Annotated in this window: 23 protein-coding genes; 15 read left to right on the forward strand and 8 right to left on the reverse strand. The window is 65.3% G+C overall.

Features of this window, described 5'->3' with window-relative positions; genetic code table 11:
- Nucleotides 1-33: 33 nt before the first annotated feature.
- The 6 genes from ALVIN_RS04640 to ALVIN_RS04665 form a co-directional block, all read right to left on the reverse strand.
- Complete coding sequence (locus tag ALVIN_RS04640) at nucleotides 34-2,073, reverse strand: Hsp70 family protein (RefSeq protein ID WP_012970155.1); 2,040 nt, start codon at nucleotides 2,071-2,073, stop codon at nucleotides 34-36.
- Entirely contained in the window at nucleotides 2,054-3,145 is a 1,092-nt protein-coding gene (locus ALVIN_RS04645) for a hypothetical protein (RefSeq protein WP_012970156.1), read from the reverse strand. Before ALVIN_RS04645 ends, ALVIN_RS04640 begins: the two co-directional genes overlap by 20 nt.
- Before the next feature lie 162 nt (nucleotides 3,146-3,307).
- Complete coding sequence (locus tag ALVIN_RS04650) at nucleotides 3,308-3,919, reverse strand: hypothetical protein (protein WP_012970157.1); 612 nt, start codon at nucleotides 3,917-3,919, stop codon at nucleotides 3,308-3,310.
- Between the two features lie 225 nt (nucleotides 3,920-4,144).
- Entirely contained in the window at nucleotides 4,145-4,894 is a 750-nt protein-coding gene (locus ALVIN_RS04655) for an MBL fold metallo-hydrolase (RefSeq protein ID WP_012970158.1), read from the reverse strand.
- 12 nt (nucleotides 4,895-4,906) lie between these two features.
- Entirely contained in the window at nucleotides 4,907-6,115 is a 1,209-nt protein-coding gene (locus ALVIN_RS04660) for a class I SAM-dependent methyltransferase (protein WP_012970159.1), read from the reverse strand.
- Between the two features lie 190 nt (nucleotides 6,116-6,305).
- Nucleotides 6,306-6,617: a hypothetical protein gene (locus tag ALVIN_RS04665; protein WP_043795527.1), complete on the reverse strand. Its 312-nt coding sequence runs from the start codon at nucleotides 6,615-6,617 to the stop codon at nucleotides 6,306-6,308.
- A gap of 93 nt (nucleotides 6,618-6,710) precedes the next feature.
- Here ALVIN_RS04665 and ALVIN_RS04670 point away from each other — a divergent pair, with 93 nt between their 5' ends.
- Nucleotides 6,711-8,042, forward strand: coding sequence for an IS4 family transposase (locus ALVIN_RS04670; protein WP_012970161.1), 1,332 nt, complete (start codon nucleotides 6,711-6,713; stop codon nucleotides 8,040-8,042).
- Between the two features lie 96 nt (nucleotides 8,043-8,138).
- Here ALVIN_RS04670 and ALVIN_RS04675 read toward each other — a convergent pair whose 3' ends face one another.
- Nucleotides 8,139-9,227, reverse strand: coding sequence for an ATP-binding protein (locus ALVIN_RS04675; RefSeq protein ID WP_012970162.1), 1,089 nt, complete (start codon nucleotides 9,225-9,227; stop codon nucleotides 8,139-8,141).
- Nucleotides 9,224-9,958, reverse strand: coding sequence for a response regulator (locus tag ALVIN_RS04680; protein ID WP_012970163.1), 735 nt, complete (start codon nucleotides 9,956-9,958; stop codon nucleotides 9,224-9,226). Before ALVIN_RS04680 ends, ALVIN_RS04675 begins: the two co-directional genes overlap by 4 nt.
- Here ALVIN_RS04680 and ALVIN_RS04685 point away from each other — a divergent pair.
- From ALVIN_RS04685 to ALVIN_RS04750, 14 genes are all read left to right on the forward strand, one after another.
- Nucleotides 9,957-11,273 carry an efflux RND transporter periplasmic adaptor subunit gene (locus tag ALVIN_RS04685; protein ID WP_223295265.1) on the forward strand — a complete coding sequence of 439 codons (1,317 nt, stop codon included), beginning with the start codon at nucleotides 9,957-9,959 and terminating at the stop codon, nucleotides 11,271-11,273. The two genes, ALVIN_RS04680 and ALVIN_RS04685, sit on opposite strands and share 2 nt — an antisense overlap.
- Nucleotides 11,274-11,289: 16 nt before the next feature.
- Nucleotides 11,290-14,409, forward strand: a complete 3,120-nt coding sequence (locus ALVIN_RS04690; protein WP_012970165.1) for a multidrug efflux RND transporter permease subunit — start codon at nucleotides 11,290-11,292, stop codon at nucleotides 14,407-14,409.
- Between the two features lie 55 nt (nucleotides 14,410-14,464).
- Entirely contained in the window at nucleotides 14,465-15,010 is a 546-nt protein-coding gene (locus ALVIN_RS04695; protein WP_012970166.1) for a hypothetical protein, read from the forward strand.
- A gap of 230 nt (nucleotides 15,011-15,240) precedes the next feature.
- Nucleotides 15,241-17,004 (forward strand): biosynthetic-type acetolactate synthase large subunit, encoded by a 1,764-nt coding sequence (gene ilvB, locus ALVIN_RS04700; protein WP_012970167.1) that lies wholly within the window; start codon nucleotides 15,241-15,243, stop codon nucleotides 17,002-17,004.
- Between the two features lie 17 nt (nucleotides 17,005-17,021).
- Complete coding sequence (gene ilvN / locus ALVIN_RS04705; RefSeq protein ID WP_012970168.1) at nucleotides 17,022-17,513, forward strand: acetolactate synthase small subunit; 492 nt, start codon at nucleotides 17,022-17,024, stop codon at nucleotides 17,511-17,513.
- Nucleotides 17,514-17,574: 61 nt separating this feature from the next.
- Nucleotides 17,575-18,591, forward strand: coding sequence for a ketol-acid reductoisomerase (ilvC, locus tag ALVIN_RS04710; protein ID WP_190275529.1), 1,017 nt, complete (start codon nucleotides 17,575-17,577; stop codon nucleotides 18,589-18,591).
- An 82-nt stretch (nucleotides 18,592-18,673) separates the two neighbouring features.
- Nucleotides 18,674-19,096, forward strand: a complete 423-nt coding sequence (ybgC, locus tag ALVIN_RS04715) for a tol-pal system-associated acyl-CoA thioesterase (RefSeq protein ID WP_012970170.1) — start codon at nucleotides 18,674-18,676, stop codon at nucleotides 19,094-19,096.
- A 13-nt stretch (nucleotides 19,097-19,109) separates the two neighbouring features.
- Nucleotides 19,110-19,784 (forward strand): protein TolQ, encoded by a 675-nt coding sequence (gene tolQ / locus ALVIN_RS04720; protein ID WP_012970171.1) that lies wholly within the window; start codon nucleotides 19,110-19,112, stop codon nucleotides 19,782-19,784.
- Between the two features lie 22 nt (nucleotides 19,785-19,806).
- Nucleotides 19,807-20,250 (forward strand): protein TolR, encoded by a 444-nt coding sequence (gene tolR / locus ALVIN_RS04725; RefSeq protein WP_012970172.1) that lies wholly within the window; start codon nucleotides 19,807-19,809, stop codon nucleotides 20,248-20,250.
- A 2-nt stretch (nucleotides 20,251-20,252) separates the two neighbouring features.
- The gene (gene tolA / locus ALVIN_RS04730; protein WP_012970173.1) at nucleotides 20,253-21,626 is read left to right on the forward strand and encodes a cell envelope integrity protein TolA; all 1,374 of its coding nucleotides are present in this window, start codon (nucleotides 20,253-20,255) and stop codon (nucleotides 21,624-21,626) included.
- A gap of 18 nt (nucleotides 21,627-21,644) precedes the next feature.
- Nucleotides 21,645-22,955 (forward strand): Tol-Pal system beta propeller repeat protein TolB, encoded by a 1,311-nt coding sequence (tolB, locus tag ALVIN_RS04735; RefSeq protein ID WP_012970174.1) that lies wholly within the window; start codon nucleotides 21,645-21,647, stop codon nucleotides 22,953-22,955.
- 71 nt (nucleotides 22,956-23,026) lie between these two features.
- Nucleotides 23,027-23,560, forward strand: coding sequence for a peptidoglycan-associated lipoprotein Pal (gene pal / locus ALVIN_RS04740; RefSeq protein ID WP_012970175.1), 534 nt, complete (start codon nucleotides 23,027-23,029; stop codon nucleotides 23,558-23,560).
- Between the two features lie 10 nt (nucleotides 23,561-23,570).
- Nucleotides 23,571-24,440: a tol-pal system protein YbgF gene (ybgF, locus tag ALVIN_RS04745; RefSeq protein WP_012970176.1), complete on the forward strand. Its 870-nt coding sequence runs from the start codon at nucleotides 23,571-23,573 to the stop codon at nucleotides 24,438-24,440.
- A 38-nt stretch (nucleotides 24,441-24,478) separates the two neighbouring features.
- On the forward strand, nucleotides 24,479-25,735 hold the full coding sequence (locus ALVIN_RS04750) for an HD-GYP domain-containing protein (RefSeq protein WP_012970177.1): 1,257 nt from the start codon (nucleotides 24,479-24,481) through the stop codon (nucleotides 25,733-25,735).
- The last annotated feature ends 8 nt before the right edge of the window (nucleotides 25,736-25,743 follow it).

The following is a 25,743-nucleotide window of genomic DNA, read 5'->3' on the forward strand; positions in this document are numbered from 1 at the left end:
GTCGTCTCGTGATACGCCGCTACGGCGTCCGGTTCACCAAAGCTGGTTGATCGCCGACAGACTGGCGATGTCCTGCTCGACCCGCGCGCTGATCTGGCCCTCCAATCCTTGCCGGGCCTGCTCCGATTGGGCGCTGACCTTGTCCACCACCTGATCCTTGAGATCGTCGCGCAGGTGGGCGATCTTGCTGTCCGAGAGTACGCGCGCGATCAGCCAGAGCGGCGCACCCTCCCACTGCTCGGCCCGGTGCGTGGCCTCGTCCGTCCCGTAGCGTACCGCCAGGAAGGCGGCGATCAGGCCGACCAGGGCGCCGATCAGCAGCCCGTAGGGGCCGGACATGACCAGCGCCGTACCGGCGCCGCCGCTGATGGCCGCCGCCAGGACGGTCACGATGGTCGTGGACAGCGCCAGGACGACGCCCGTGATCTCGCCATAGACATCCAGGTTCGCCAGCCGCAAGCCATCGGCCATGTCCACCGGCGTCCCGGCGTGGGTGAGTCCCTGATCGACGGTGAGCCGGTGATGTCGGTACCAGTCCTGCATCAGCTCGGTGGTGTCGGCGGCGACGCCGTTGAGCACCCGGGCGAGCTGGGTCGTGACGATGGCTTCGAGTTGCGGCCGGAAGGCGGCGGCATCCTCCGCGATCCTGGACTTGAGATCGACGACTGATCCGCCCTCCTGACGAAAGCGGCGCAGAATGGGTTCGATGCGCTCGTCGAACAGACCGACGGCCACCTGTTCGGCGATGCGGTTCGCCGCCTCGTCCATCCGCCGCTCGATCAGGGGGGCAATGCGGGCGCCGATGAACTCCGGCAGTTCGCGGCGCAGATCGATCTGGGTCGCCGCCAGCCGTCGTTGCAGCGCCGGGACGATGGCCAGTCCCTGGGACACGGTCACATAGGGGCGGTCGCTGTGAACCAGACGCGGCAACTGCTCGATGTGTCTTGGATCGATCTGTTTCAGCTCTTCGGTGACGATGTCGGCGACGAAGGGCCAGGCGCTGCTGCCTCCGGTCAGGATCACGCAGGCCAGATCCTGATGACGCACCTGCTCATGGGCCAGCCCCTGACGCAGGGTCTGGCGAAACCAGTCGAGCAGATCCAGCCCCTGTGCGAATGAATCCAGATGCGCGCCGGCTGGCGGGTTCATCGCGCGCAGATACTGTGCAAAGGTCGCCGATGGCCGGTAGCGGCGTGCGCGGGCCAGGAAGGCGTCCCAGGTCATGTCATGGAGACGCCCATAGTCGCCCACGTTCCTGCGATAGACCGTCGTCGGGTCGAGCGCCATGGCGAGGGAGAATTTCTCTTTCACCTCGCGGCAGCGCACTGCCTGTACGAAAAATTCGGCCCGCTCGCGGCGCATGGCGGCGACGGCCTCCGGATTCTGTTCGATGAACCACTGGTAAAAGAGGTCGTCGAACAGGCGTCCGCCCAGATGCATGTCGCCCCAGGAGTGCCGGATCTCGCCGCGCACGACGAGCGCGAAGTCGCAGGTGCCGCCGCCGAAATCGACCACCAGCGCGCCCTTGAGCGCCTCGATCGGGGTGATGTCCTTGCGCTGGAGATGGAAGTAGAGCGCGCCCTTGGGTTCGTCCACCGTCTTGACGTCACCGAAGCCCGCTTCCTGGGCAATCGCGCGCAGCGCCTCCCGATAGGTCGCGGACGCCTCGCTCGGAACCCCGAAGATGACCTGACGCTGCAAGGGCGCGATGTCCTTGTTCTGGCGTCGGGCGAGCGCCAGCAGACCGACCAGAAAGTCGCGCGCATAGCGGCGCGCCTCGGCGCTGCTGACCAGATCCGGTTTGAACTGGGCGCGGATGCGGTAGTCGTCATGCTCGGTGCCGGCGTCGCCGAACTCCTCCAGCGCCACATGGCCGATCAGCGACTCCTTGTCCGCGCGGTAGAGGAGGGCGGTGGCGATGCCGTCGCGGCCGTCGCCGAAATCCACGCCGACCGGATCTTCCCGGTCGCCCGGACACTTGGTGACATAGGTGTTGGAGGTGCCGAAATCGATGGCCAGAACCGGCTTGGGCTCCGCCGGCCTGGGCGCGGTGCTATCGCTGTTTGCGAACACGGCCTTTCTCCAGTACGCGGCCATTCTGGATCACCGGCGCGTCCTCGACGATGACGGTGTCGCCGTCCTCGATCAGACCGAACGGCCGATACTGTTCCTCCAGCTCCCGGCTCCAGCGCAGGTGCGGGCGCTCCGCGCGGTCGGACTGCGTGAAGCTGGGCGGCGTCGACAGGCCCTCCAGACCCATCCGGCGCGCTTCCAGCAGCAGCGACTCGGCGGCAGCGGGCAGATTTCCGACGTCGGAACGGTGGAGATCCTGGATCGCCCGCGCGAGACCGGCGTCCAGCACCGCGTCACCAGGGGGCGTCACCGGCCCGGCGGACAGACAGCCGAGCAGGATCGAGGAGACATCGACCCACTGACGGATCAGATCGCGGATCGACGCGCGATAGGCGCGGGCATCGTATTGGGCGCCGCCACGGGTGAAGGCCAGCAGGGAGACCGCGCCGGCGTAGATCAGGAGTCGCCGCAGCAGGCCGATGCCGGCCAGCCGGCCCCAGAGGGCGCCCAGCCCGAACGATGCCGCGCCCAGCAGATCCGCCGCCAAGGCCACGCCGAGCAGGGTCTTGAGTCCATTGCGCAGGATCTTGCTCTCCTTGAGCCGACCGACTGCGTACATGGCCAGTGCCGCGCCGCCGGGGCCGCCGATGAGCATGCCCAGGCCGCGCACACCCAGAGTCAGGTGCAGCAAGCCGCCCAGAAGCGCCATGCCGAGCAGGCTGCCGATGGCGGCGGCAATGGCCAGCCGCTGGGCGGGCAGGCCGGGAGCCGAGACGGGGAGTGGGAGCGTCCAGGCGGGGTTGAGACTGAGCCAGCGGCTGCGCAGGGCCTCGCGGGCGCCAGCCTCGGTCGGCGCGGAGGGCAGGGAATCCAGCACCGCGTCGGCGGTCAGAGCGGTGAAGACCTCATCACAGGCACGGGCGGCGGCCCGATCCACCTGCGCCCGATCCGGAGACGCGGTCGATCCGAGGACAGCGATGAAGCGCGCCGTGCCCTGCTCGGTGATCTGCTCGCGCAGGGTTTGGCTCCCCGCCATCCAGGCGCGGATCGACTCTTCGAGAACGATGGACATAATGAACCCTCTGCGCGGCAGCCTGACGTCCAAGGCGCACCACCTGCCTTACAGGCACGTCGCGTCAGTGCGGTTATGTGTAAATCCAGCGCCCTCTATCAAAAACCCGGATGGGTAGAGACCACCCATCCGTTTGTCGTTATTTCGTTAGACAGCGAGCGGCTACTGGTCGTACTTCGCTTTAGCGGCATCGAGGCAACGCGACTTGGCGTCACCTGCCATGGCGTCACACTTTTCCTTCGCGACGGCATAATCCGCATCGACGATATCCGTTGCCGCGTCCTGACGCGCTTCAGTGCGATCCTCTTTCGCTTTCATGCCAGCTTCGCTCGATGTCTCGTAGGCGGACTTGTTTGCCTTCCAGGTTTTCATCTGCACCTCGGCATCCGCTTTGGCTCGGGTCTCGGCGGCCTTCGCTTCCTTCACGCAAACGTCTTGCGCATTGCCGGACTGGTCATCGCATTTTTCCTTGGCGACGGCGTAATCGGCTTCGGCCTTGGCAATGAGTACGTCGTAGTGGTTCTTGGCGCTGGGTTCTGCACGCGCTTCGAGTTCGGCCTTGGCGATCTTTTCATTGCCCTTGGCTTCAGCGATGCAGACATCTTTCTTGTTTCCTGAATGTGCATCACAGTTCGCTTTGTCGGATTTGTAGGCTGCCGCGATGCGATCCTTCTCCGCTTCATAGTCACTCTTCGACAGACTCTGTGCCATGGCGCCGGCGCTGAAAACAAGGCCGATGGCGACAGCGACAGCAGTCATATTCAAGTGTTTCATGGGTCATTCCTGATTGAGTTGAGTGAAATTTAATGAAGACAGGGCAGACCGCGATGCATTGTTCCTGAATATAACGAAGCGTGATCCGTTTCAATTCCTATCGAAGCCTAAAACAGAGCTTACTGAAACATTCAAGCAACATCCGTTCGGTAGCGTACATAAGTTTCAAGTCCCCGCGCCTGTTGCGGAATGCGCACGAACAGGACCGCTGCGCCAAAACGCACCTCACCCCTGCCGACTGTCACGCATCTGCCGGCAATACTGCTGAAGATCTTCCGGCACGTCGGTGGGGCAGACGCCGCATTCCCGGTTTCCCGGCACCGCATAGTCGATGAAGGTCGGATAGGCCAGATCCAGCGCGCTCATGAGCGCGACGAAGTCGGCGAGCGAGCGGTCGCCGCCGAGACGCGGGTTGCGTGCTTTCTCCTGTCCGATGCTCGACACCTGGCGTCCTTCGTAATCATGGGCCGGATACACCAGGGTTCCATCGGGGAGTGAAAACAGGGTTTCGCGCACGCTGTGATAGAGCGCCGGCGCATCGCCATTCTGGAAGTCAGTGCGGCCACAGCCGTCGATCAGAAGTGCATCGCCGGTCAAGACGCGGTCGCCGAGGCGATAGGCATGATGGCCGTCGGTGTGTCCGGGGGTGAAGAGCGGATCGATCCGCAGGCCGCCGACCGCCAGCGGCGTACCTTCCTGCACCGGCACGTCGATGCAGGGCAGGGCGTCGATGGCCGGATGCGCGATCCGGCTCCCGGACTCGCGCTTGAGCGTCAGCGCAGCCGTGATGTGATCGGCGTGGATGTGGGTGTCGAGCGTATAGACCAGCTTCAGCCCGAGTTCGGCGATGGCCGCCAGATCGCGCGGCCAGGTGGGCAGCACCGGATCGATCAGGATCGCCTGACCGGTCTCCTCGCAGCCGAGCAGATAGGTGTAGGTGCTGGAAATCGGTTCGAACAGTTGTCTGAACAGCATGTGATGCTCCTGTTAATGTTCGCTGCCGGTCGTCGACGACCTGAGTGTCGGCACGCCGTCAGCGGGTCGCTCCAGAACGACCCGGAAGGCGTCGGCGCCGCGACTGAGAAAGGCTTGAGCCGAACCCCAGAGATAGAGTCGAAAGCGACGGTAGAGCGGTTCGCCCCAGCGGGCGATGATGTCCTCCCGCGCCGAGTCCAGGTTCTGTGCCCAGGCCTGACAGGTGAGGAAATAGTTATGGCGATCATTGTGAACCGCCAGCACGTCCAGCGGACTCTTCGACACCGCGCGCAGGAAGTCGTGCAGGCAGAAGAAGGCATGATCCGCCGGAAAGATGTAGCGGGCAATGAAGCTGGGCTTGTCATATTTGTTGCGGGTCGCGCTGGCGTCGAGATAGACGCGCCCGCCCGGTTTCAGCAAACGCCGGATCTGCCGCAGCACCGCCGGATAATCGGGAAGATGTTCCATCACGCCCAGAATGACGATTGCGTCATAGGGTTGCGGCGAGGCGTAGGCCAGAAAGTCCTGGTTCACCACCCGGCAGGGCAGTTGGCGTCGGTCGATCAAGTTGGTCAGGAAGGCCGCCGACTCGCGGGAGATCGTCAGTGAGGTGACCTGAATGCCGCGCAGTCCGGCCTGTTCGGTGAAGCTCCCCCAACCGCCGCCGACATCCAGTACGCGCTCCCCCGGCTTGAGGCGACAGGCCTCGATGGCGAAGTCGAGCTTGCGGCGCTGCGCCGTCTCCAGTGCTTCATCATCCTGCTCGAATATGGCGTGTGAATAACAGCGGGTCGGATCCAGGAACCGGAGATAGAAGTCGCTGGCCTCGTCGTAATGGGCGGCGATGGCGTGCCGGTCGGTCGAGAGCCGTCCGACGAACCAGGGGGCGATCCGTCGCCACAGATCGTGCAATGGATGACGGTCGTTCAAGCCGGGCCGGAGACTGGCGAACCCGAGCATGTCGCCCTGCACATCCAGACTTCCGTTCATGTAGGCTTCGCAGATGCGCAGCTCATCGAGCCGGCGCAGCGCGCTCAGGCCCTGACGATCCTTCACGACGATCTTCACCACCGGCTCGTCGTCGCCGAAGCGATAGGTACGCCCGCCCCACAGGCTGATTTCCAATGGGATGTCGACCTGATCGCCGAAGATGCGCTTCTGAATCAGATGAGAGAGTCGATCAGGGGCCGAAGCCCCGAAAACGGTTGCTGCTTGGCTCATCTCAATGGTACCTCCGCCTGTGCGTGTTTTAAGCCACACCTGACACCTGTAGCCAAACGCCGACCGTGCGTTGGTCGCCAAGGGGGGTGTTTGGTCACATCACAAGTCCGTGTCAGCCTGACCGAAACCGCCATGACCGTCTGTTCGATGACGCACACACCTGGGGCAGGATTCTGATGCAAAGATTGCGCTAGCGTGCCTGAACCGCCCCGGCTACGAACCGAAGCAGGCGCATGGCCTGAGCGAACTTGGTCTCGAAGCCAATGGCGCGTCCGTGCAAGCGCTGACGGCCCAGACGCAGGGTGACCAGTAGATACCAGGCAAAGGCCCAGGGAATACAGGCCCAGCGTCCATGAATGCGCTTGAGTAGCCCGAGCAAAAGAATCGTCTGTGCCCACGGATAGGAGGAGTGATTGGGTTTGGCGGCGCGATCAAAGGTGGTCTGACACCCAAAGATCTCGGGCTGGAGGAGCCGGGTCTGAACCGCTTCACAGGTTGGCATAAGGTTGCTTTGACACCCCAAAACCCATCCCATTACACAGAACTCTGGGTGTACGATAGAGAACTGTTTTTCTGAGACATGTTGGAGCACACGATGGGCTGGGCGTCGGAAGAATTGGCCTCGATTGATCTGGGCGACACGCGCCGCGACCGGCGTGCGATCCACTTGATCGAGCGCCTGGCCGAGCATCCGACGGCGAGTATTCCGGGGGCCTGCAACGGCTGGGCGGAGACGCAGGCGGCCTATCGGTTTCTCGGCAGTGAACGCTACGACTGGCTCGACATTCTGGAGCCGCATCGTCAGTGCACGCAGAGGCGCATGGCGGCCTATCCGGTGGTGCTGTGTCTGCAGGACACCACGGAGCTGGACTTCAACGGCCAGACGATCAAAGGACTTGGTCCCTTGAGCTACGAGGCCCAGCGCGGGATGTACCTGCATCCGACCTACGCGGTGACGCCCGAGCGCGAACCGTTGGGTGTCCTGGATGCCTGGATGTGGGCCCGCGAGCCAAAAGACGCCGACGGCCAGCGTCCGGGAGGCCCCGAGAGTGTGCGCTGGAAAGAAGGCTATGAACGGGTCGCGGACCTGGCCAGGGAGTTGCCCGACACCCGCCTGGTCTATGTGGCCGATCGTGAGGCCGACATACTGGACCTGATGGTGCGCGCGCGGGATTTGGCAACCCCCGCCGATTGGCTGTTGCGCGCCAAGCATAACCGCGCGTTGCCCGGTGGCGAGGGCCGGAAGCTGTGGGCGCATGTGCTGGAGACCAAGCCACTTGGGACGGTGCGCTTCACCCGGCCGCCCGGTCGCGGACGTCAGGCCCGAGAGGTGCGTCAGCAACTCTATGCCAGAGGCGTCACGCTCTCGGATCGGCGCCACGGTCACCTTGAGGTCACCTGTGTGATCGCCCGTGAAATGGAGGCTCCCAAGGGCGTCAAACCGATTGAATGGCGTCTGCTGACCAACCGCACGGCGGAGACGCTCGCGACCGTCGTCGAACTGATCGAGTGGTACCGGGCGCGCTGGGAAATCGAACGGCTGTTTTTGGTGCTCAAGGAAGGCTGTCGTGTCGAGGCCCTGCAACTGGGCACCGTCGCGCGCCTGGAGCGCGCCTTCGCGCTGTTTCTGGTGGTGGGATGGCGCATCGCCCGACTGATGCGTCTGGGGCGTACCGTGCCAGACCTGGAGGCGTCGCTGTTGTTTGAACCCGAAGAGTGGCAAGCGGCCTACATCCTGGCCAAGAAGCCCGTACCCAAGTCGCCTCCACGACTCAATGACGTGCTGCGCTTGATCGCCCGCCAGGGCGGTTTTCTCGGACGCAAGGGCGATGGCGAGCCCGGTGTGAAGACCATTTGGCTCGGTCTGCAGCGCATCAGAGACGTGGCCGCCGGGATCAAATACGCCAGGGAATCTCATGACTTATGAACATGTGTGTAATGAGATGCCCAAAACCCCGGAATTACCGGGGTTTTCGTTTCCCGGAGTTGCATGGGACGGTTCGGCTTCGTCTGCACAAAATGACTACGACAATGATGCGGGCGTAGGCGGACACAGGCGGATCGGCCAGGAAATTCCGAATGAACTCCCCCTGTCGGATGGTTGGCATTCCGCATGGCCGCCATGCGCCTCGGCGATGGCTTTGACCACGGCGAGACCTAGACCGCTACCGCCACTTTGCCGTGCACGCGAGGGGTCTCCACGGCGAAAGGCCTCGAATATGTCGATGGCAAGCGTGCTATCGATGCCGGGACCATCATCCTCCACGCTCAGGTGACACCATCCGTCCGCCTGCCGCAGGCGGACCCGCAGGTTGCCCGGATCGGCGTGCCGCAGGCTGTTTTCCAGCAGAGCCATCAGCGCCTGACGGATGCGTACCGCATCGCACTCCACCATCAGGTTTGCATCGAGTTCGCTATGCAGGTGAAAACCCTTTGCCGCCAGGGGCGCGGCGAAGGCCTGCAGGACGGTGTCGAGTTCCTCGGCCAGCCTGACCGTGGCCCGCTGCAACTCCAGATGGCCGCTGTCGTTGAGACTCAGCACGCGCAGGTCTTCGATCAGGCGATTGAGTCCTTCCACCTGTCGCAGCAGTCCCTCGAAGATCTCGCTGCTGGGGCTGAACACGCCCTCCGCCAACCCCTGCAAACGTCCGCGCAAAATAGTCACGGGCGTGCGCAGCTCGTGAGCGATGGCGGCGTTCCAGAACTCGCGCTCGCGGGTCATGCCCTGCAAGCGTTCGGCCATGGCGTTGAAGTCGCGCACCAGTTGCGCCGTCTCGCCCATGGCCTTTTCATCCATTGGCGCGCGGGCGTCGAGTCTGCCCTGGGCTACTTCGCGCAGGCTGTGCGCCACCGAGTTCAACGGCGTGATGAGGCGCTGCGACAAGCGGATGGCGACGAACACCGCCATGCCGAGCGCGGCGACGATGGTACAGACGATCCAGACCAGCTCCGTCTGCGAGGGCATCCAGGTTTCGGAAATGCTGCCCGGCAGGTAGGTCACGGCGATGGCATAGAACACGTAGGAGCCGAATACCGAGATCAGGATGATGCCCAGCGCCATCACCGTCAGGGACTGGATGATCTGCTGGCGCAGGCCCGGTGTGCGCTTCATGGATCGCCGCCGAAGCGATAGCCCACGCCCCAGACGCTGCTCGGTACGCCCTGGATGCCCAGGGCTTCGAGTTTCTTGCGCAGCTTGCTGATGTGGCTGTCGACGGTGCGCTCCTGGGTATCGCCTTCGGGCAGACAGTCGACCAGCAATTCCGCGCGGCTGAACACCCGTTTGGGCGCACGCATCAGACAGGCGAGCAGTTTGAATTCCGTCAGGGTCAGATCGAGCCGCTGCGGCCGGTCAGCGCGGCAAATGCTGGCTTCGTGGCTGTCCAGATCGATCTGGATCGCACCGACGCGCAGCCTCTGTATGGGGGCGGGCGTGCTCGGCCGGGTGCGCCGCAGCACCGCTTGAACCCGCGCCACCACCTCGGCCGGGTTGAAGGGTTTGACCACGTAGTCGTCGGCGCCCAGGCGCAGTCCCATCAGCTTGTCGATGTCCTGATCGAGCGCGGTGAGCATGATCACCGGCGTGTCGCTGCGGGAGCGGATTTCGCTGAGCACTTTCCAGCCATCGAGGTGCGGCATCTGCACGTCGAGCAACAGTAGATCCGGTTCGAGCGCCTGGTGCATGGCCAGCACTTCGCGGCCATCGGCGGCATGCCGGGTACGCAGCCCGCTGCGTTGCAGGTAGGCGGCGAGGATGTCGGCGATCTCGGCTTCGTCCTCGGCGATCAGTACCAGTGCCGGGGCAGGGGAGGCGGGGCTGACGCGCGTATTGAGATCGGACATGGGCGGTCTCGAAGACGATGGCGCTGAATCTTATCGCGCCCTCCATACTTTCTCCACAAAGCCTCGAATCATTCGCAATGGCCGCACGCCAGACTACAGCCTCGATCCGCTCCCGGTCGACATCGGGTCGCCAGGAGCAGCCTTCAGCGAGGAGTGGGTTATGGGCAGCAAACAGCGGCATCTGAGCATTCTGCTCGCAGGACTTGCCGTGTTGGGTGTGGCCGGTTGCGATTCGGCGCAGCAGAGTGAAGAAGCGCCCGCGCCGGTTCAGGTGTCGGTGATGACACTCAAGGCGCACGAACTGTCGGTCAGCGAGGATCTGCCCGGTCGCGTGGCCGCCGTGCGCAGCGCCGAGATCCGCGCGCAGATCGGCGGTATCGTGCAGCGTCGTCTGTTCGAGCAGGGCGCCGAAATCAAAGCCGGTGCCGTGCTGTTCCAGATCAATCCTGCACCGTTCGAGGCCGAGGTCGACAGTGCGGCGGCCGCCTTGCAGCGTGCCGAGGTGGTCCTGGCGCGGGCGCGCGTGCAGGTTGAGCGGCTCAAACCCTTGATGCATACCGAAGCCGTCAGCCGCCAGGTGTATGACGACGCTGTGTCACAGCGCGATCAGGCGGCCGCCGACGTGGCCCAGGCCAAGGCAACGCTGGCGCGGCGCAGGCTGGACTTGCAGTTCGCCAGCGTCGAGGCGCCGATCGCCGGGCGTATCGATCAGGCGCTGGTCAGCGAAGGTGCGCTGGTCTCGCCGACCGATGCCACGCCTATGGCGCGCATCCAGCAGATCGACCAGGTGTACGTTGATGTGCGCCAGTCCGCCTCGGCGCTGGAAGCGCTGCGTGAGCAGGCCGGCTCGGCGACGCCGGAACTCACCGCCGAGATCCTCGGCAGCGACGGCAAGCCCCTGGGCATGCAGGGACGCATCCTCTTCTCCGGCATCGAGGTGGATGCCGGTACCGGCGATGTGCTGCTGCGCGTGCTGGTCGACAACCCGCAGCGTCGCCTGCTGCCCGGCCTCTACGTGCAGGCGCGGATTCCCCGTGCGCATTACGCCGAGGCCCTGAGCGTGCCCCAGCAGGCGGTGACCCGCACGGCGGGCCAGGCCAGGGTGTGGGTGCTGGATGCGCAGGGCCGGGCGCAGCCGGTGGCCATCGAGCTCGGCGAGCTGGTGGCGCGCCGCTACCGCGTCGTGTCCGGGCTCAGCGCCGGGCAGCAGGTCGTGATCGAAGGCATCGAGCGTCTGAGTCCGGATGCGCAGGTCGCCGCGCGCCCCTGGCAGCCCGCTGCCGCCCGCGAACAGCTCAGCGCCGTCGCGCGCTGAGTCCGGAGAAACCCTCATGCCGCAGTTTTTCATCAATCGCCCGGTGTTTGCTTGGGTGATCGCCCTGTTCATCGTGCTGGCCGGCGTCATCGCCATCCCGCAGCTGCCCATCGCTCGCTACCCCTCGGTGGCGCCGCCGACGGTGACCCTGTACGCCACCTATCCGGGGGCCACCCCGCAGACCCTCAACGACTCGGTGGTGAGCCAGATCGAGCGCGAACTGTCTGGGGTGAAGAACCTGCTGTACTTCGAGTCCTCGGTCGACACCTCGGGCAGCGCGCAGATCACCGCCACCTTCAAACCGGGCACCGACGCGGAACTGGCCCAGGTGGACGTGCAGAACCGCATCAAGGCGATCGAGCCGCGGTTGCCGCAAGCGGTGCGCCAGAACGGTTTGCAGGTGGAATCCGCCGCCTCCGGCTTCCTGATGATGGTCGGCATGACCTCGCCCAACGGGCAGTTCGACGAGGTTGCGCTGAACGACTACTTCGCGCGCAACATCGTCCAGGAGCTGCGTCGCATCGACGGCGTGGGGCGCGTGCAATTGTTCGGCGCCGAGCAGGCCATGCGCATCTGGGTCGACCCGAACAAGCTCACCGCCTATGGTCTGACCATGAACGAGCTGGCCCAGGCCATCGAGCAGCAGAACGCGCCGATCGCGCCCGGGCGGATCGGCGACGAACCGGCGCTGCCGGGCCAGCGCCTGACCGTACCGCTGACCGTGCAGGGGCAACTGACCACGCCGGAGCAGTTCGCGGCCGTCGTCCTGCGTGCCGGTGCCGATGGGGCGAAGGTGGTGCTTGGTGATGTGGCGCGGGTCGAGCTGGGCGCGCAGTCCTACGGCTTTTCCAACCGCGAGAACGGCGTGGCGGCGACCAGCGCCGCGATCCAGCTCTCGCCCGGCGCCAACGCGGTGCGCACCGCCGCCGCCGTGCGCGCGCGCCTGGCCGAGCTGGCGCCGAGCCTGCCGGCGGGCATGGCCTACTCGGTGCCGTTCGACACCGCGCCCTTCGTCAAGGTCTCTATCGAGAAGGTGATCTACACCCTGTTGGAGGCCATGGTGCTGGTGTTCCTGGTGATGTACCTGTTCCTGCAGAACCTGCGCTACACGCTGATCCCGGCCATCGTCGCGCCCATCGCGCTGCTCGGCACCTTCGCGGTGATGCTGCTGGCCGGCTTCTCGATCAACTCCCTGACCATGTTCGGCATGGTGCTGGCCATCGGCATCATCGTCGACGACGCTATCGTGGTGGTGGAAAACGTCGAGCGGCTGATGGCCACCCAGGGACTCTCCCCACGGGAGGCGACCGCGCGGGCGATGCGGGAAATCACCGGCGCGATCGTCGGTATCACCCTGGTGCTCACCGCCGTGTTCATCCCCATGGCCTTCGGCAGCGGCTCGGTGGGGGTGATCTACCAGCAGTTCACCCTGTCGATGGCGGTGTCGATCCTGTTCTCGGCCTTCCTCGCCCTGAGCCTGACGCCGGCGCTGTGCGCCACCCTGCTGCGTCCGGTCAGCGCTGACCTCCACGAGAAGCGCGGCGTCCTCGGTGCCTTCAACCGTGGCTTCGAGCGCTTCACGGCGGGATACGGCACGCGCGTGGCCCGCCTGGCCGGTCGCAGCGGGCGGATGATGGCGGTGTACGTGGTGATCTGCGCGGTGCTGGTCATCGCCGCCGCGCAGTTGCCGTCGTCCTTTCTGCCCGAGGAGGATCAGGGCTACTTCATGACCTCCATTCAGTTGCCCACCGGCGCCACCAGCGAGCGGACGCTGGACGTGGTCAAGGCCTATGAGGCGCATGTCGCCTCGCGTCCGGCGCTGGACGCCAATCTGGTGGTACTGGGCTTCAGCTTCTCCGGCTCCGGTCCCAACGCGGCCATGGCCTTCACCATGCTCAATGACTGGGATCAGCGTGATGGCGCCACCGCCGCCGAAGAAGCAGAGCTGGCGCAGCAGGCCATGGCCGACACCGTCGAGGGCACGGTGATGAGCCTGATGCCGCCGGCCATCGACGAGCTGGGCACCTCCTCCGGCTTCACCCTGTTCCTGCAGGATCGGGCCAATCGTGGCGAGGCCGCGCTACTGGCCGCGCAGGCGCAACTGCTGGAACTGGCCGCGCAGAGCGCGCTGGTCAGCGATGTCTACCCGGACGGCCTGCCGCCCGGCGAGAGCATCCACCTGGAGATCGACCGGCAGAAGGTCGAGGCCATGGGCCTCTCCTTCACCACCGTGAGCAGCACCCTGTCGGCGGCCATGGGCTCGCTGTACGTCAACGACTTCCCCAATGCCGGGCGCATGCAGCAGGTCATCCTGCAGGCCGACGCCCCGGCGCGCATGCAACTGGACGATGTGCTCGGCCTGCGCGTGCGCAATGCCAGCGGCGGCATGGTGTCGCTGCGCGAGGTGGTGACGCCGGTGTGGAACGAGTCGCCGCAGCAAATGATGCGCTTTCAGGGCTTCCCGGCCGTGCGGCTCGCCGGGGGCGCCGCGCCGGGCGTTTCCAGCGGCGCGGCGATGGCTGAGATGGAACGCCTAGTGGCGCAGTTGCCGTCAGGTTTCGCCGTGGCCTGGACCGGGCAGTCGCTGCAGGAGCGCCAGTCGGCGGCACAGGCTCCGCTGCTGATGCTGCTGTCGGCGCTGGTGGTGTTCCTGGTGCTGGCGGCGCTGTACGAGAGCTGGTCGATCCCGCTGTCGGTGATGCTGGTGGTGCCGCTGGGTCTGCTCGGCGCGGTGGCGGCGGTGATGCTGCGCGGTATGCCCAACGACCTGTTCTTCAAGGTGGGGATGATCACCATCATCGGCCTGTCGGCGAAGAACGCCATCCTCATCGTCGAGTTCGCCCGCCAGTTGCATGCCGAGGGGCGCACGCTGATCGACGCCGCAACGACCGCCGCGCGCCGGCGCCTGCGGCCGATCCTGATGACCTCGCTGGCCTTCACCCTTGGCGTGATGCCGTTGATGCTCGCCACCGGCGCCAGCGCGGAAACCCAGCAGGCCATCGGCACCGGAGTGTTCGGCGGCATGCTCAGCGGCACCGTGCTGGCGGTGTTCTTCGTGCCGGCGTTTTTCGTTTTCGTCATCGGTATGCAGGAGCGCTTCGCCGCCTGGCGTGCGCAACGTGGCGCCGTTATGTAAAAATGTCCTTAACATTGGGTGCACCACGCAAGTTCATTCTCCTAGCGAGGTCTGCATGTCGCCACCGGAACCTGAACAGCCTTTCGTCAAAACAGTGGACCGGCAATGGATTTTGGTCAAAACGGCCAAGGGACAGGAGGAAATCCGCACCAAGGCTTACAAGCTCCCGGCGCGGCTCCGGCGGTTGCTGATCATGATCGACGGGCGGAGTACGGTTGGTGAGACCCTGGATCGGCTCGCCAGTCTGAACGACGATCTGGAGGGGCATCTCAACACGCTGCTGGCCGATGGTTTTCTGGCGCCCCGCGATGCGGTTCCGTCCATTGCCGCCGCTTTGTCCCAACAGCCTGAGTTCAATCTGGCGAAGGCAAAAGGCTTCGCGCGTTTCGTCATCCTCGGAACCCTGGGTCCGGTCGGCGCGCGCCGCGTACAGCGTATCGAAGCGGCCGGCTCGGTCGCTGAACTGCGTGCCGAACTGGATGATCTGCGCGATGCGCTGCCGGCCCTGCTCTCGAAACGTCAGGCCAAGGACGTCTGGGGGCAACTCGAGCCCCTGATGCTCTCCATCGGTATCGGTTCCGATCCTCCAGTCGATCACTAGCCGTCCTGCGGCCTGACCGCAGACATCGATCGCCTCGTCCAGGAGTTCTGCTCAAGGATCGATCCTTGCAGCCGAATTCGCATCTTGACCACTCACGACGATCCCTGTAACGTCAACCTCTTTTTCAATTTCTAGTCTTCTCTCTCCCGGAATCCTCAAGCCCGTCGGCGTTCCACGCCCGACGCGCGGGCGGCATTCCGGCGAGCGGGCCGAAGCGGAGGTCGCTCAAGGTGTCACTGACTGATGCACAACCGGACGGAGCCGCACCGGAACTGAGCGGGGCGGAGATCGTCATCCAGGCGCTGGTCGACGAAGGCGTCGAGCTGGTCTTCGGCTACCCCGGCGGCTCGGTGCTGCATATCTACGACGCCCTGTTCAAACAGGGCTCGCTCAAGCACATCCTGGTGCGTCACGAGCAGGCAGCGGCACACGCGGCCGACGGCTATGCGCGCGCCACCGGCAAGTGCGGCGTTTGCCTCGTCACCTCGGGTCCGGGCGCGACCAACGCCGTCACCGGCATCGCCACCGCCTACATGGACTCGATCCCGATGGTGGTGCTGACCGGCCAGGTGCCCACGCCCTTCATCGGCAGCGATGCCTTCCAGGAGGTCGACACGGTCGGCATTACCCGTCCGTGCGTCAAGCACAACTTCCTGGTCAAGGACGTGCGCGATCTGGCCCTGACCATCCGCAAGGCGTTCCATATCGCCACCACGGGCCGTCCGGGACCGGTTGTGATCGACATCCCCAAGGACGTCACCGATCCGAACATCAAGATCCCCTACGTCTATCCGCGCGAGATCAAGCTGCGCTCCTACAACCCGGTGGAGAAGGGGCATCTGGGCCAGATCCGCAAGGCCGTCGACCTGATGCTGGCGGCCAAGCGTCCGGTGTTCTATACCGGCGGCGGTGTGGTGCTCGGCGACGGCTCGGCGCAGCTGACTGAACTGGTGAAGGCGACCGGCTTCCCGATCACCAGCACCCTGATGGGTCTGGGCGCCTTCCCGATGACCGACCCGCAGTTCCTCGGCATGCTGGGGATGCACGGTACCTATGAAGCCAACATGGCGATGCACGAGACCGACGTGCTGATCGCCATCGGCGCACGTTTCGACGATCGCGTCACCGGCAAGATCGAGCATTTCTGCCCGCACGCCCAGATCATCCACATCGACGTCGATCCGTCCTCGATCTCCAAGAACGTCAAGGTCGACGTGCCGATCGTCGGTCAGGTGGCGAGCGTGCTCGCGGACATGCTCAGGCTCTACCGCGAGCAGCAGCCCAAGTCGCCCGTCAACGCGCTCGGCGACTGGTGGGCCAAGATCGGCGAATGGCGCGCGCTCGATTGCCTCAAATATCCGACCAGCGCCGAGGCCATCAAGCCGCAGTTCGCGGTCGAGACGCTCTACAAGGTCACGAACGGCGAGCTGTATCTGGCTTCCGACGTCGGCCAGCACCAGATGTTCGCCGCCCAGTTCTATCCGTTCGACAAGCCGCGGCGCTGGATCAACTCGGGCGGACTCGGCACCATGGGCTATGGTCTGCCGGCGGCGATCGGCGCCCAACTGGCCCATCCCGAGGCGCAGGTGGCCTGTATCTCGGGCGATGCCAGTATCCTGATGTGCATCCAGGAGCTGGCGACCTGCCAGCAATACCGGCTGCCGATCAAGGTGGTGCTGCTCAACAACGGCTACATGGGCATGGTGCGCCAGTGGCAGGAGCTGTTCTACGAGAGCCGCTACTCGCATTCCTATGTCGACGCGCTGCCCGATTTCGTCAAGCTCGCCGAGAGCTTCGGCCATGTCGGGATGCGGGTCGAACGGCCCGAGCACCTGGAAGACGCCATGCGCGAAGCCTTCGCCATGCGTGACCGCTTCGTCTTCCTCGACGTGATCGTCGACCCGACCGAGAACGTCTATCCCATGATCGCCGCCGGCAAGGGGCATCACGAGATGCAGCTCTCGCCGAGCCACTCCGACCGCGAACTGGCCTGATTTGTAGGAACCCGGATATGAGACACATCATCGCCGTGCTGCTGGAGAACGAGGCCGGAGCGCTCTCGCGCGTCGCCGGACTGTTCTCGGCCCGTGGCTACAATATCGAATCGCTCACGGTCGCCCCCACCGACGACCCCACGCTCTCGCGCATGACGCTGGTGACGACCGGCAACGACGAGATCGTCGAGCAGATCAAGAAGCAGTTGAACAAGCTCATCGACACCGTCAAGCTCGTCGACCTCTCCGAGGGCGATCACATCGAGCGCGAGATGATGATGGTCAAGGTGCGCGCCGAGCGTCCCGACCGCGAAGAACTCAAGCGGCTGGTGGACATCTTCCGCGCCAAGATCATCGACGTGACCGACGTGAGCTATGTCATCGAACTGACCGGCGCCTCGCGTAAACTCGACGCCTTCATCGATGCACTGCCCGAGGGACTGATCATCGAGGTCGTCCGCTCCGGTCCCACCGGCATCGCCCGTGGCGCCAAGGGCTTGACCCTCTAACCCCCGTTTCGAACCGATTTTCGAACCCGATCCATCCAAGACTAGGATTCATCGCATGACCATCAACGTGTATTACGACAAAGACGCCGACCTTTCGCTGATCCAAGGGAAGAAAGTGACCATCGTCGGCTATGGCTCGCAGGGCCATGCCCACGCCAACAACCTCAAGGACTCCGGCGTCTCCGTCACCGTGGCGCTGCGTCCGGGTTCGGCTTCGGCGGCCAAGGCCACCAATGCCGGTCTGACCGTCAAGCCGATCGAAGAGGCGGTGGCCGACGCCGACGTGGTCATGATCCTGGCACCCGACGAGCATCAGGGCGCGCTCTATCGCGAGCAGATCGAGCCGAACATCAAGCAGGGCGCGGCGCTGGCCTTCGCTCACGGCTTCAACGTCCACTTCGGCCAGATCACCCCGCGTGAGGATCTGGATGTCATCATGATCGCCCCCAAGGGTCCGGGGCATCTGGTGCGCTCGACCTACACCCAGGGCGGCGGCGTGCCCTCGCTGATCGCGGTCTACCAGGACGCCAGCGGCCAGGCGCGCGACATCGCCATGGCCTATGCTTCGGCCAACGGCGGCGGTCGTGCCGGCATCATCGAGACCACCTTCCGCGAGGAGTGCGAGACCGACCTGTTCGGTGAGCAGGTGGTGCTGTGCGGCGGTCTGACCTCGCTGATCCAGGCCGGTTTCGAGACCCTGGTCGAGGCCGGTTACGCGCCCGAGATGGCCTACTTCGAGTGTCTGCACGAAGTGAAGCTGATCGTCGACCTCATCTACGAGGGCGGCATCGCCAACATGCGCTACTCGATCTCCAACACCGCCGAGTACGGCGACCTGACCCGTGGCCCGCGCGTCATCACCAGCGAGACCAAGGCTGAGATGAAGCGCATCCTGACCGAGATCCAGACCGGCCAGTTCGCCAAGGAGTTCATGCTGGAGAATCAGGCGGGCGCGGCTTCGATGAAGGCCATGCGTCGTCTCGGCGCCGAGCACCAGATCGAGGAAGTCGGCGAGCGTCTGCGCGAGATGATGCCCTGGATCCGCGAGAAGAAGCTGGTCGACAAGACCCGCAACTGATCCCGATCCTTCGGGTCGTTTCCGGCTCCCGCGCACGGTCGCGGGGCCGGAGTCCGGATTCGTGTCGCAAGGAACGTCCAGCATGTCGACACAGACTCATGGCGCTTCAGCCGGTTTCGACTGGCCGGTGCGCGTCTATTACGAAGACACGGATGCCGCTGGCATCGTCTTCTATGCCAACTATCTGCGCTTCATGGAGCGTGGCCGCACCGAATGGCTGCGCGCGCTCGGCTTCGAGCAGGACCGGCTGCGCGCGGAACAGGGCGTCGTCTTCGCGGTCACAGCGGTCGATCTCAAATATCTGACCCCGGCGCGTTTCAATGATCTGCTGACGGTGCGCTCCAGTCTCAGCCACAAGGGCGGCGCCAGTCTGGCCTTCGAGCAGGACATCCTGCGCCTCGCCGATCAGGCCGTCTGCTGTCGCGGGTCGGTCAAGGTAGTGTGCCTCGATGCGGCGACCATGCGTCCGCGCCGTCTGCCGGATCGGCTGGCAGCGGCGATCTGAGTAAAAAAATCCCATGACATCCGATCTGTCCCTCTTCGCTCTGATCCTCGATGCCAGCCTGGTGGTGCAACTGGTGCTGCTGGTGCTGGTGGTCGCCTCGGTCATCTCCTGGACCATGATTCTGGACCGCACCCGTGTCCTCGGGCGTGCGCGCAAGCTGGCCGATCGCTTCGAGGAGCGCTTCTGGTCCGGCGGCGATCTGGGGGCGCTCTACAAGGAGCTGAGTCAGGACGAGAAGGGCGGTCAGGGGCTGGCGGTGATCTTTCGCGCCGGCTTCAAGGAGTTCGTGCGGCTGCGCAAGGTCGAGGACACCGACATGCCGTCCGTGCTGCAAGGGGCCGAGCGCTCGATGCGTGTGGCCCTGAGCCGCGAGATGGATCGTCTCGAAACCAATCTGGCCTTCCTGGCCACCGTCGGCTCGACCAGTCCCTATATCGGGCTGTTCGGCACCGTCTGGGGCATCATGCAGTCCTTCCATGCGCTCGGTAACGTCGAGCAGGCGACCCTGGCCCTGGTCGCGCCCGGTATCTCGGAGGCGCTGGTCGCCACCGCCATCGGACTCTTCGCCGCCATTCCGGCCGTCATCGCCTACAACCGCTACTCCAATCAGGTCGAGCGGCTCAACAACCGCTACGAAGAGTTCATCGAGGAATTCGCGACCCTGCTCCAGCGCCAGGGGCGCGGCTGAGCGGGGCAGGGGGCTTCGACACATGGTCAAGCACAGCCGCCGCCGCACCCGCCGTCGTCTCATGGCCGAGATCAACGTCGTGCCCTACATCGACGTGATGCTGGTACTGCTGGTCATCTTCATGGTGACGGCGCCGCTCATCACCAGCGGGGTCAAGATCAGTCTGCCCCAGGTCAAGACCGGCGCCATCACCGGGCCGGCCACCGAGTCGGTCGTCATCACGGTCGATCAGTTCGGGGACTATTACATCGACATCGGTGCCGAGAAGAATCAGCCGGCGAGCGACCAGATCCTCTATGACCGGCTGCGGGTGGTGCTCGAATACCAACCTGATACGCCGATCCTGGTGCGCGGCGACAACAGCGTCGACTATGGCCGCGTGGTGCGTGCCATGGCCATCGCCCAGAAGGCGGGCGCGCCCGAGGTCGGACTGATCACCGTGCCGCCGGAGCGCCGCGAGCCCTGACCATGTGGGAGATCCTGCGCGTCAATCCGCGCGCCTTCTACTGGTCGCTTGGACTGCATCTGTTCTTTGCGCTGCTGTTCTTCGTCGGGATCGATGTCCTGAAACCCGCGCCGGACATTGGCTCCAAGGCGCGCGTGGTGCAGGCGAATCTGGTCTCGGATCGGGCGCTGGAGGCGCTGGTATCGGACCTGGAGACTGGAGCGGCCGGATCTGCGGAGGGTGTCGCGCCAGAAGCGGATGACGGGGCCGGAGTGCCGGTTCCGGATCTGCCCGAACCCGAGCGGCCCACGTCAGACTCCACCAGGACGGAACGCCCCGCCCAACCTGAGCTGCCCGAGCCGCAACCACCCGAACCCGATCCGGCCGAGCTGGAGGCCCGGCGTCTCGCCGCCGAGGAAGAAGCCCGTCGCGCGGCTGAACTGGCCGCCCAGCGCGAGGCACAGGAGGCCGCTCGACGCGAGGCCGAGGAAGCGGCCCGGCGCGAAGCTCTGGAACTCGAAGCCCAGCGTCAGGCTGAACTGGAGGCCCAACGTCTCGCCGCTGAGGAAGCGGCCCGGCGTGAAGCTCTGGAGCTCGAAGCCCAGCGGCAGGCCGAACTGGAAGCCGAGCGTCTTGCCGCCGAGCAGGCCGCCCAGGCACGCCGCCGCGCCGAGCAGGAGGCCGAACGCCGCCGACTTGCGGAAGCCGAGGCCCGCGCGCGCGCCGAGGACGAAGCGCGTCGTCAGGCCGAACTCGAACGCCAACGGGCAGAAGAGGAACGCCTGGCCCGAGAGGCGCGTGAGCGTGCCGAGCAGGAGGCGCGGCGCATGGAGGCCGAGCGCGAACGTCTGCGTCAGGAAGCCGAGCGGCTGGCCGCCGAGGAAGCGGCGCGGCTGGAAGCGGAACTGGAACGCGAACGTCGACAGCAGCTCGCCGAGGAGGCGGAGCGACTGGCCCAAGAGGAAGAGCGCCGTCTGGCCGAGGAGATCGAGCAGCAGCGCCGCGAGCAGTTGGCGCGTGAGCAAGCCGCCGAGGACGCGCAGCGTGCCGCTGTGGCTGAAGCTCAGCGCGCGCGTGAAGAGGATCTGGCCTCGCGGCTAGCCTTCGAGCAGATCGCACGCGAGGCCGATCGCTATGTGCCGGTCATCCGCGATCGCGTGCGTCAATTCTGGGTGCGCCCGCCGTCGGCCGGACTGGATCTGGTCGCCGTGGTCTCGGTGCGTCTGATCCCCGGCGGCGAGGTGGTGCCCAACAGCGTGCGCGTCGTGCGCAGCAGCGGTCACACGGCCTTCGATCAATCCGTGGTTGCTGCCGTGTACAATGCCTCACCACTGCCCGTACCCTCGGGTCCGCCGTTCGAGCGTTTCCGCGAGTTCGACTTCACCTTTTCCCCTTGAGCTGAGGGATCACGCCACATGACTCGATACTCCTGCCTACCGCGTTCGTTGTTCGTCGTCGTCCTGATCCTCGTCGGCCTGGGACAGGCGTTGGCCGCCCCCCGACTCAACATCGAGATCACCGGCGGCATCGAGTCGGCCCAACCCATCGCCATCGTCCCCTTCGGCACCTCTGAGGGACTGATCCCGCCGGTCGACATGGCTGCCATCATCGGCGCCGATCTCGCCCGCACCGGGCGCTTCAAGCCGATGCCGACTCGCGACATGCTCGACATGCCGGCCACGCGCGAGGAGGTCGACTTCCGCGACTGGAGCCTGCTCGGCATGAACAACCTGGTCATCGGCCGGGTCGAGCCGGACCCCACCGGCTACCGGATCAGCTTCAGCCTGTTCGACGTCTTTCGCGGCACCGAACTGGCCAGTTCCAGCCTGGTCAGCACCCAGTCCGGGATGCGCCAGACCGCGCACCGCATCGCCGACGAGATCCACGAAAAACTCACCGGCCAGCCGGGCGTGGCCGCGACCCGCATCGCCTATATCACCTCCACCGGCAGCGGCGCGGACCTGACCGTGACCCTGCGCGTGGCCGATGCCGACGGCTACAATCCGCAGACCATCGTCTCCTCGGCCGAACCCCTGATGTCGCCCGCTTGGTCGCCGGACGGCCAGCGGCTCGCCTATGTCTCGTTCGAGAACAAGCGTGCGGCCATCTATATCCAGGAACTCAGCTCGGGCCGACGCGAGCTGGTCGCCAGTCATCCGGGCATCAACGGCTCACCGGCCTTCTCGCCCGACGGCTCGCGCCTGGCGATGACGCTCTCCAAGGACGGCAATCCCGACATCTACAGTCTCAACCTGCTCAGTCGCGAGCTCACCCGGCTCACCGATCACTACGCGATCGACACCGAACCGTCCTGGTCGCCCGACGGACAGTCGATCATCTTCACCTCGGACCGGGGCGGCAGTCCGCAGATCTATCGCATGGCGGCCACGGGTGGTCCCGCCGAGCGCATCAGCGTCGAGGGCGACTACAATGGACGGGCGTCCTACGCCCCGGACGGGCGCTCGATCGTCATGGTCACGCGCGTCAACGGTGCCTTTCGCATCGGCCAGCTCGATCTGGCGCGCGGCGTGACGCGCCTGCTCAGCCGCGGCGATCTGGACGAATCGCCGAGTTTCGCGCCCAACGGCGCCATGGTCATCTACGCCACCATCCACGGCCATCGCGGCGTGCTGGCGACCGCCTCGGTCGAGGGCGGCGGCAGTCAGCGTCTCACGCAGGACTCGGGGCAGGTGCGCGAACCGGCCTGGTCGCCGCTGAAGCGTTGAGACCCGCCTGTTGCAGCGCGGCAGGTGCTTTCGACAAGATAGGCCATCCATTCATCGGGAGATTCCAGAAGATGATCGAACCACGCTCCAGGCGCTTGGCGGCGCTGCTCCTGACTGTGATGCTGGGTGGCACCGGACTCGCCGGTTGTGCCTCCAAGCCCGCGCCGAGCGATACGGCGTCCAGGCCGGCACCGATTCAGGGACGCCCGGCGACCACGGCTCCCATGGAGTCCACTCGCCCGACCTATGCCGGTCCCTGGGAAGACCCGTCCAGTCCGCTCTATCAGCGCACTATCTATTTCGATTACGACACCGCCGAGATCAAGCCGCAATACCTCGACGTGATCCGCACCCATGCGCGCTATCTCGGCAGTCAGCCCGGCACGCGCGTCACCCTGGAAGGACACACCGATGAACGCGGCACGCGCGAGTACAATCTGGCGCTCAGCGACCAGCGCGCCGATTCGGTGCGCCGCTTCATGCTCGCCGAGGGCGTGCCCGCCAATCAAATGACGATCCTGAGTTACGGCGAGGAGCGTCCGGCCGATCCGGGGCACAGTGAACAGTCCTGGCGCCTGAACCGTCGCGTGATCATCCAATACTGAGGTGAGAACCATGCCGCCGTCCGTTCGATTCCTGTCACTCCCGATCGTGCTGGTTCTGGGTGGACTGACCGCGCCCAGTCTCTGGGCCGCCGATCCCGCACTCGAAGGGCGCATCGGGCGTCTCGAACGCATCCTGGAGAACCAGAGCGGTTCGGAGCTGCTGCTCCAGATGCAGCGTCTGCAGAGCGAGGTGCAGGAACTGCGCGGCCTGGTCGAGCAGCAGCGGTTCGACATCGAACGCCTCCAGCGCCAGCAGCGCGATCAGTTCCTCGATCTCGATGCGCGGCTCGCCGGTACCGGACGCGCCTCCGGTTCGGGAGGCGGCGAGACCGCCGCACCATCACTCCAGCCTGGCCTCGTGGACGCGAGCGGCACCGGGCTGGACGCGCTGCCCGGCGCGACCCCATCCGCCAATCCCGTAACGCCCCCTGTCCCCGCGAGTCCGGGGTCGGTCGGGATTCCATCCCTGCCCGCGCCCGAGACCCACGGGGCCAGCGAGCGCGATCTCTACAGCCAGGGCTTCGAGCATCTCAAGGAACGCCAATACCAGGAGGCCAAGACCGCCTTCAACGATCTGCTGCGCCGCTATCCTCAGGGCGAATATGCCGACAACGCCCGCTACTGGCTCGGCGAGACCTACTATGTCCTGCGCGAGTATCCGGCCGCCCTGGCCGAATACGACCGGCTGGTCGAACTCAATCCGGCCAGTGCCAAGGTGCCGGGCGCGCTACTCAAGATCGGCTTCATCCAGTATGAACAAAACGCCATCGAACAGGCCCGAGCGACCCTGGAGCGCGTGATCCGCGAGTATCCGAACAGCACCGAGGCCAGACTTGCCCGCGACCGTCTGGAGCGGGGCGTGCGCGAGGCAAGACCCTGAGTACCGACCCACGGCACTGGTCGCACGAAGATTCGGATATGGCCGATACTCAGGCGCGATTCATCGATGTCGACGAGCTGCGCGTCGGCCTGTACATCTATCTGGATCTCGGCTGGATGGGCCATCCATTCGCGCTCAACAACTTCAAGATCGACTCCGAAAGCCAGATCGAGACCATTCGCGGCCTCGGTCTGAGGCGGCTGCGCTGGTCGCCCGAACTCAGTGATCCGCCCACGCCGGCCAACCCCGAGACGCCGGTCGCAACACCGGCCGTGCCACTTTCGCCGGCCGAGCAGCAGCGTCGGCTCCTGCTGGACCAGCAGGCCAGTCTGGCTCGCTGCGAGCGCGAATTCGCCGATGCCACGCGCGCCTTTCGCGAGATCCTCAAGCTCGCGCCCGCCCAACCGGAGCTGGCACGCGAGCGGGCGAGGGCCATGGCCGAGGGGCTGGTGCGGGGACTGCTCGATCAGGGCGAGTCCTGCATTCGTCTGCTGTCGGAACAGGCCGGCGAGCAGACCTCACTGCATGCGATCAATGTCTCCGTCATCGCGCTGCTGCTCGGGCAGCGTCTCGGTCTGGACGCCGCCGCGCTCGACCAGCTCGCGCTCGGTGCCCTGCTGCACGACATCGGCAAGGTCGCGTTGCCCGAGCGTCTGCGCTGGCGCGACGCCGTGGTCAGCGCCGCCGAACGCAAACTGTTCCAGCGCCATGTCGAGCATGGCGTCGCGCTGGCCGCGCGCATGGGACTCGATCCAGAGATCAGCGTTATCATCGCCCAGCATCACGAATACGCCGACGGAAGCGGCTTTCCGCGGCACCTGCGCGGCGAGGAGCTGACCTATCTGTCGCGCATCGTGACCCTGGTCAATCATTACGACATCCTGTGCAATCCGTCCAACCCGGTGGCCGCCATCACGCCGCACCAGGCGCTGTCGCTGATGTTCGCTCAGTCGCGCGACAAGTTCGACGCGGACATTCTGGCCGTCTTCATCCGCATGATGGGCGTCTATCCGCCCGGTTCCGTGGTGGTGCTCAGCGATGGGCGTCATGCGCTGGTGGTCTCGGTGAACGCCGCCCGTCCACTCAAACCGCGTGTGATCGTCCATGATTCCAGGGTCGCGCGTGACGAGGCTCTGGTGATCGATCTGGACAAAGAGCCCGAGCTGGGTATCCGCCAGAGTCTCAAACCGCTGCAACTTCCACGCGCGGTCTTCGATTATCTCTTGCCACGTCAACGGATCTGCTATTTTTTCGAACGTGCGCGCGAATCCATGGATCGCACACAGGTGCCATGAGCCAGCAC

This window comes from Allochromatium vinosum DSM 180 (genome assembly GCF_000025485.1).
Lineage (GTDB): Bacteria > Pseudomonadota > Gammaproteobacteria > Chromatiales > Chromatiaceae > Thermochromatium > Thermochromatium vinosum.

Excerpts from the sequence above, each read along its gene's own strand:
- tolQ (WP_012970171.1), top strand. The coding sequence starts at position 19,110 with ATGACATCCGATCTGTCCCTCTTCGCTCTGATCCTCGATGCCAGCCTG.
- ALVIN_RS04675 (WP_012970162.1), bottom strand. The coding sequence starts at position 9,227 with ATGAAGCGCACACCGGGCCTGCGCCAGCAGATCATCCAGTCCCTGACG.
- pal (WP_012970175.1), top strand. The coding sequence starts at position 23,027 with ATGATCGAACCACGCTCCAGGCGCTTGGCGGCGCTGCTCCTGACTGTG.
- ilvN (WP_012970168.1), top strand. The coding sequence starts at position 17,022 with ATGAGACACATCATCGCCGTGCTGCTGGAGAACGAGGCCGGAGCGCTC.
- ALVIN_RS04670 (WP_012970161.1), top strand. The coding sequence starts at position 6,711 with ATGGGCTGGGCGTCGGAAGAATTGGCCTCGATTGATCTGGGCGACACG.
- ybgF (WP_012970176.1), top strand. The coding sequence starts at position 23,571 with ATGCCGCCGTCCGTTCGATTCCTGTCACTCCCGATCGTGCTGGTTCTG.
- ALVIN_RS04665 (WP_043795527.1), bottom strand. The coding sequence starts at position 6,617 with ATGCCAACCTGTGAAGCGGTTCAGACCCGGCTCCTCCAGCCCGAGATC.
- ALVIN_RS04685 (WP_223295265.1), top strand. The coding sequence starts at position 9,957 with ATGGGCGGTCTCGAAGACGATGGCGCTGAATCTTATCGCGCCCTCCAT.
- tolR (WP_012970172.1), top strand. The coding sequence starts at position 19,807 with ATGGTCAAGCACAGCCGCCGCCGCACCCGCCGTCGTCTCATGGCCGAG.
- ALVIN_RS04660 (WP_012970159.1), bottom strand. The coding sequence starts at position 6,115 with ATGAGCCAAGCAGCAACCGTTTTCGGGGCTTCGGCCCCTGATCGACTC.
- ALVIN_RS04650 (WP_012970157.1), bottom strand. The coding sequence starts at position 3,919 with ATGAAACACTTGAATATGACTGCTGTCGCTGTCGCCATCGGCCTTGTT.
- ALVIN_RS04645 (WP_012970156.1), bottom strand. The coding sequence starts at position 3,145 with ATGTCCATCGTTCTCGAAGAGTCGATCCGCGCCTGGATGGCGGGGAGC.
- ALVIN_RS04655 (WP_012970158.1), bottom strand. The coding sequence starts at position 4,894 with ATGCTGTTCAGACAACTGTTCGAACCGATTTCCAGCACCTACACCTAT.
- ALVIN_RS04695 (WP_012970166.1), top strand. The coding sequence starts at position 14,465 with ATGTCGCCACCGGAACCTGAACAGCCTTTCGTCAAAACAGTGGACCGG.
- ALVIN_RS04680 (WP_012970163.1), bottom strand. The coding sequence starts at position 9,958 with ATGTCCGATCTCAATACGCGCGTCAGCCCCGCCTCCCCTGCCCCGGCA.
- tolA (WP_012970173.1), top strand. The coding sequence starts at position 20,253 with ATGTGGGAGATCCTGCGCGTCAATCCGCGCGCCTTCTACTGGTCGCTT.
- ybgC (WP_012970170.1), top strand. The coding sequence starts at position 18,674 with ATGTCGACACAGACTCATGGCGCTTCAGCCGGTTTCGACTGGCCGGTG.
- ALVIN_RS04690 (WP_012970165.1), top strand. The coding sequence starts at position 11,290 with ATGCCGCAGTTTTTCATCAATCGCCCGGTGTTTGCTTGGGTGATCGCC.
- tolB (WP_012970174.1), top strand. The coding sequence starts at position 21,645 with ATGACTCGATACTCCTGCCTACCGCGTTCGTTGTTCGTCGTCGTCCTG.
- ALVIN_RS04750 (WP_012970177.1), top strand. The coding sequence starts at position 24,479 with ATGGCCGATACTCAGGCGCGATTCATCGATGTCGACGAGCTGCGCGTC.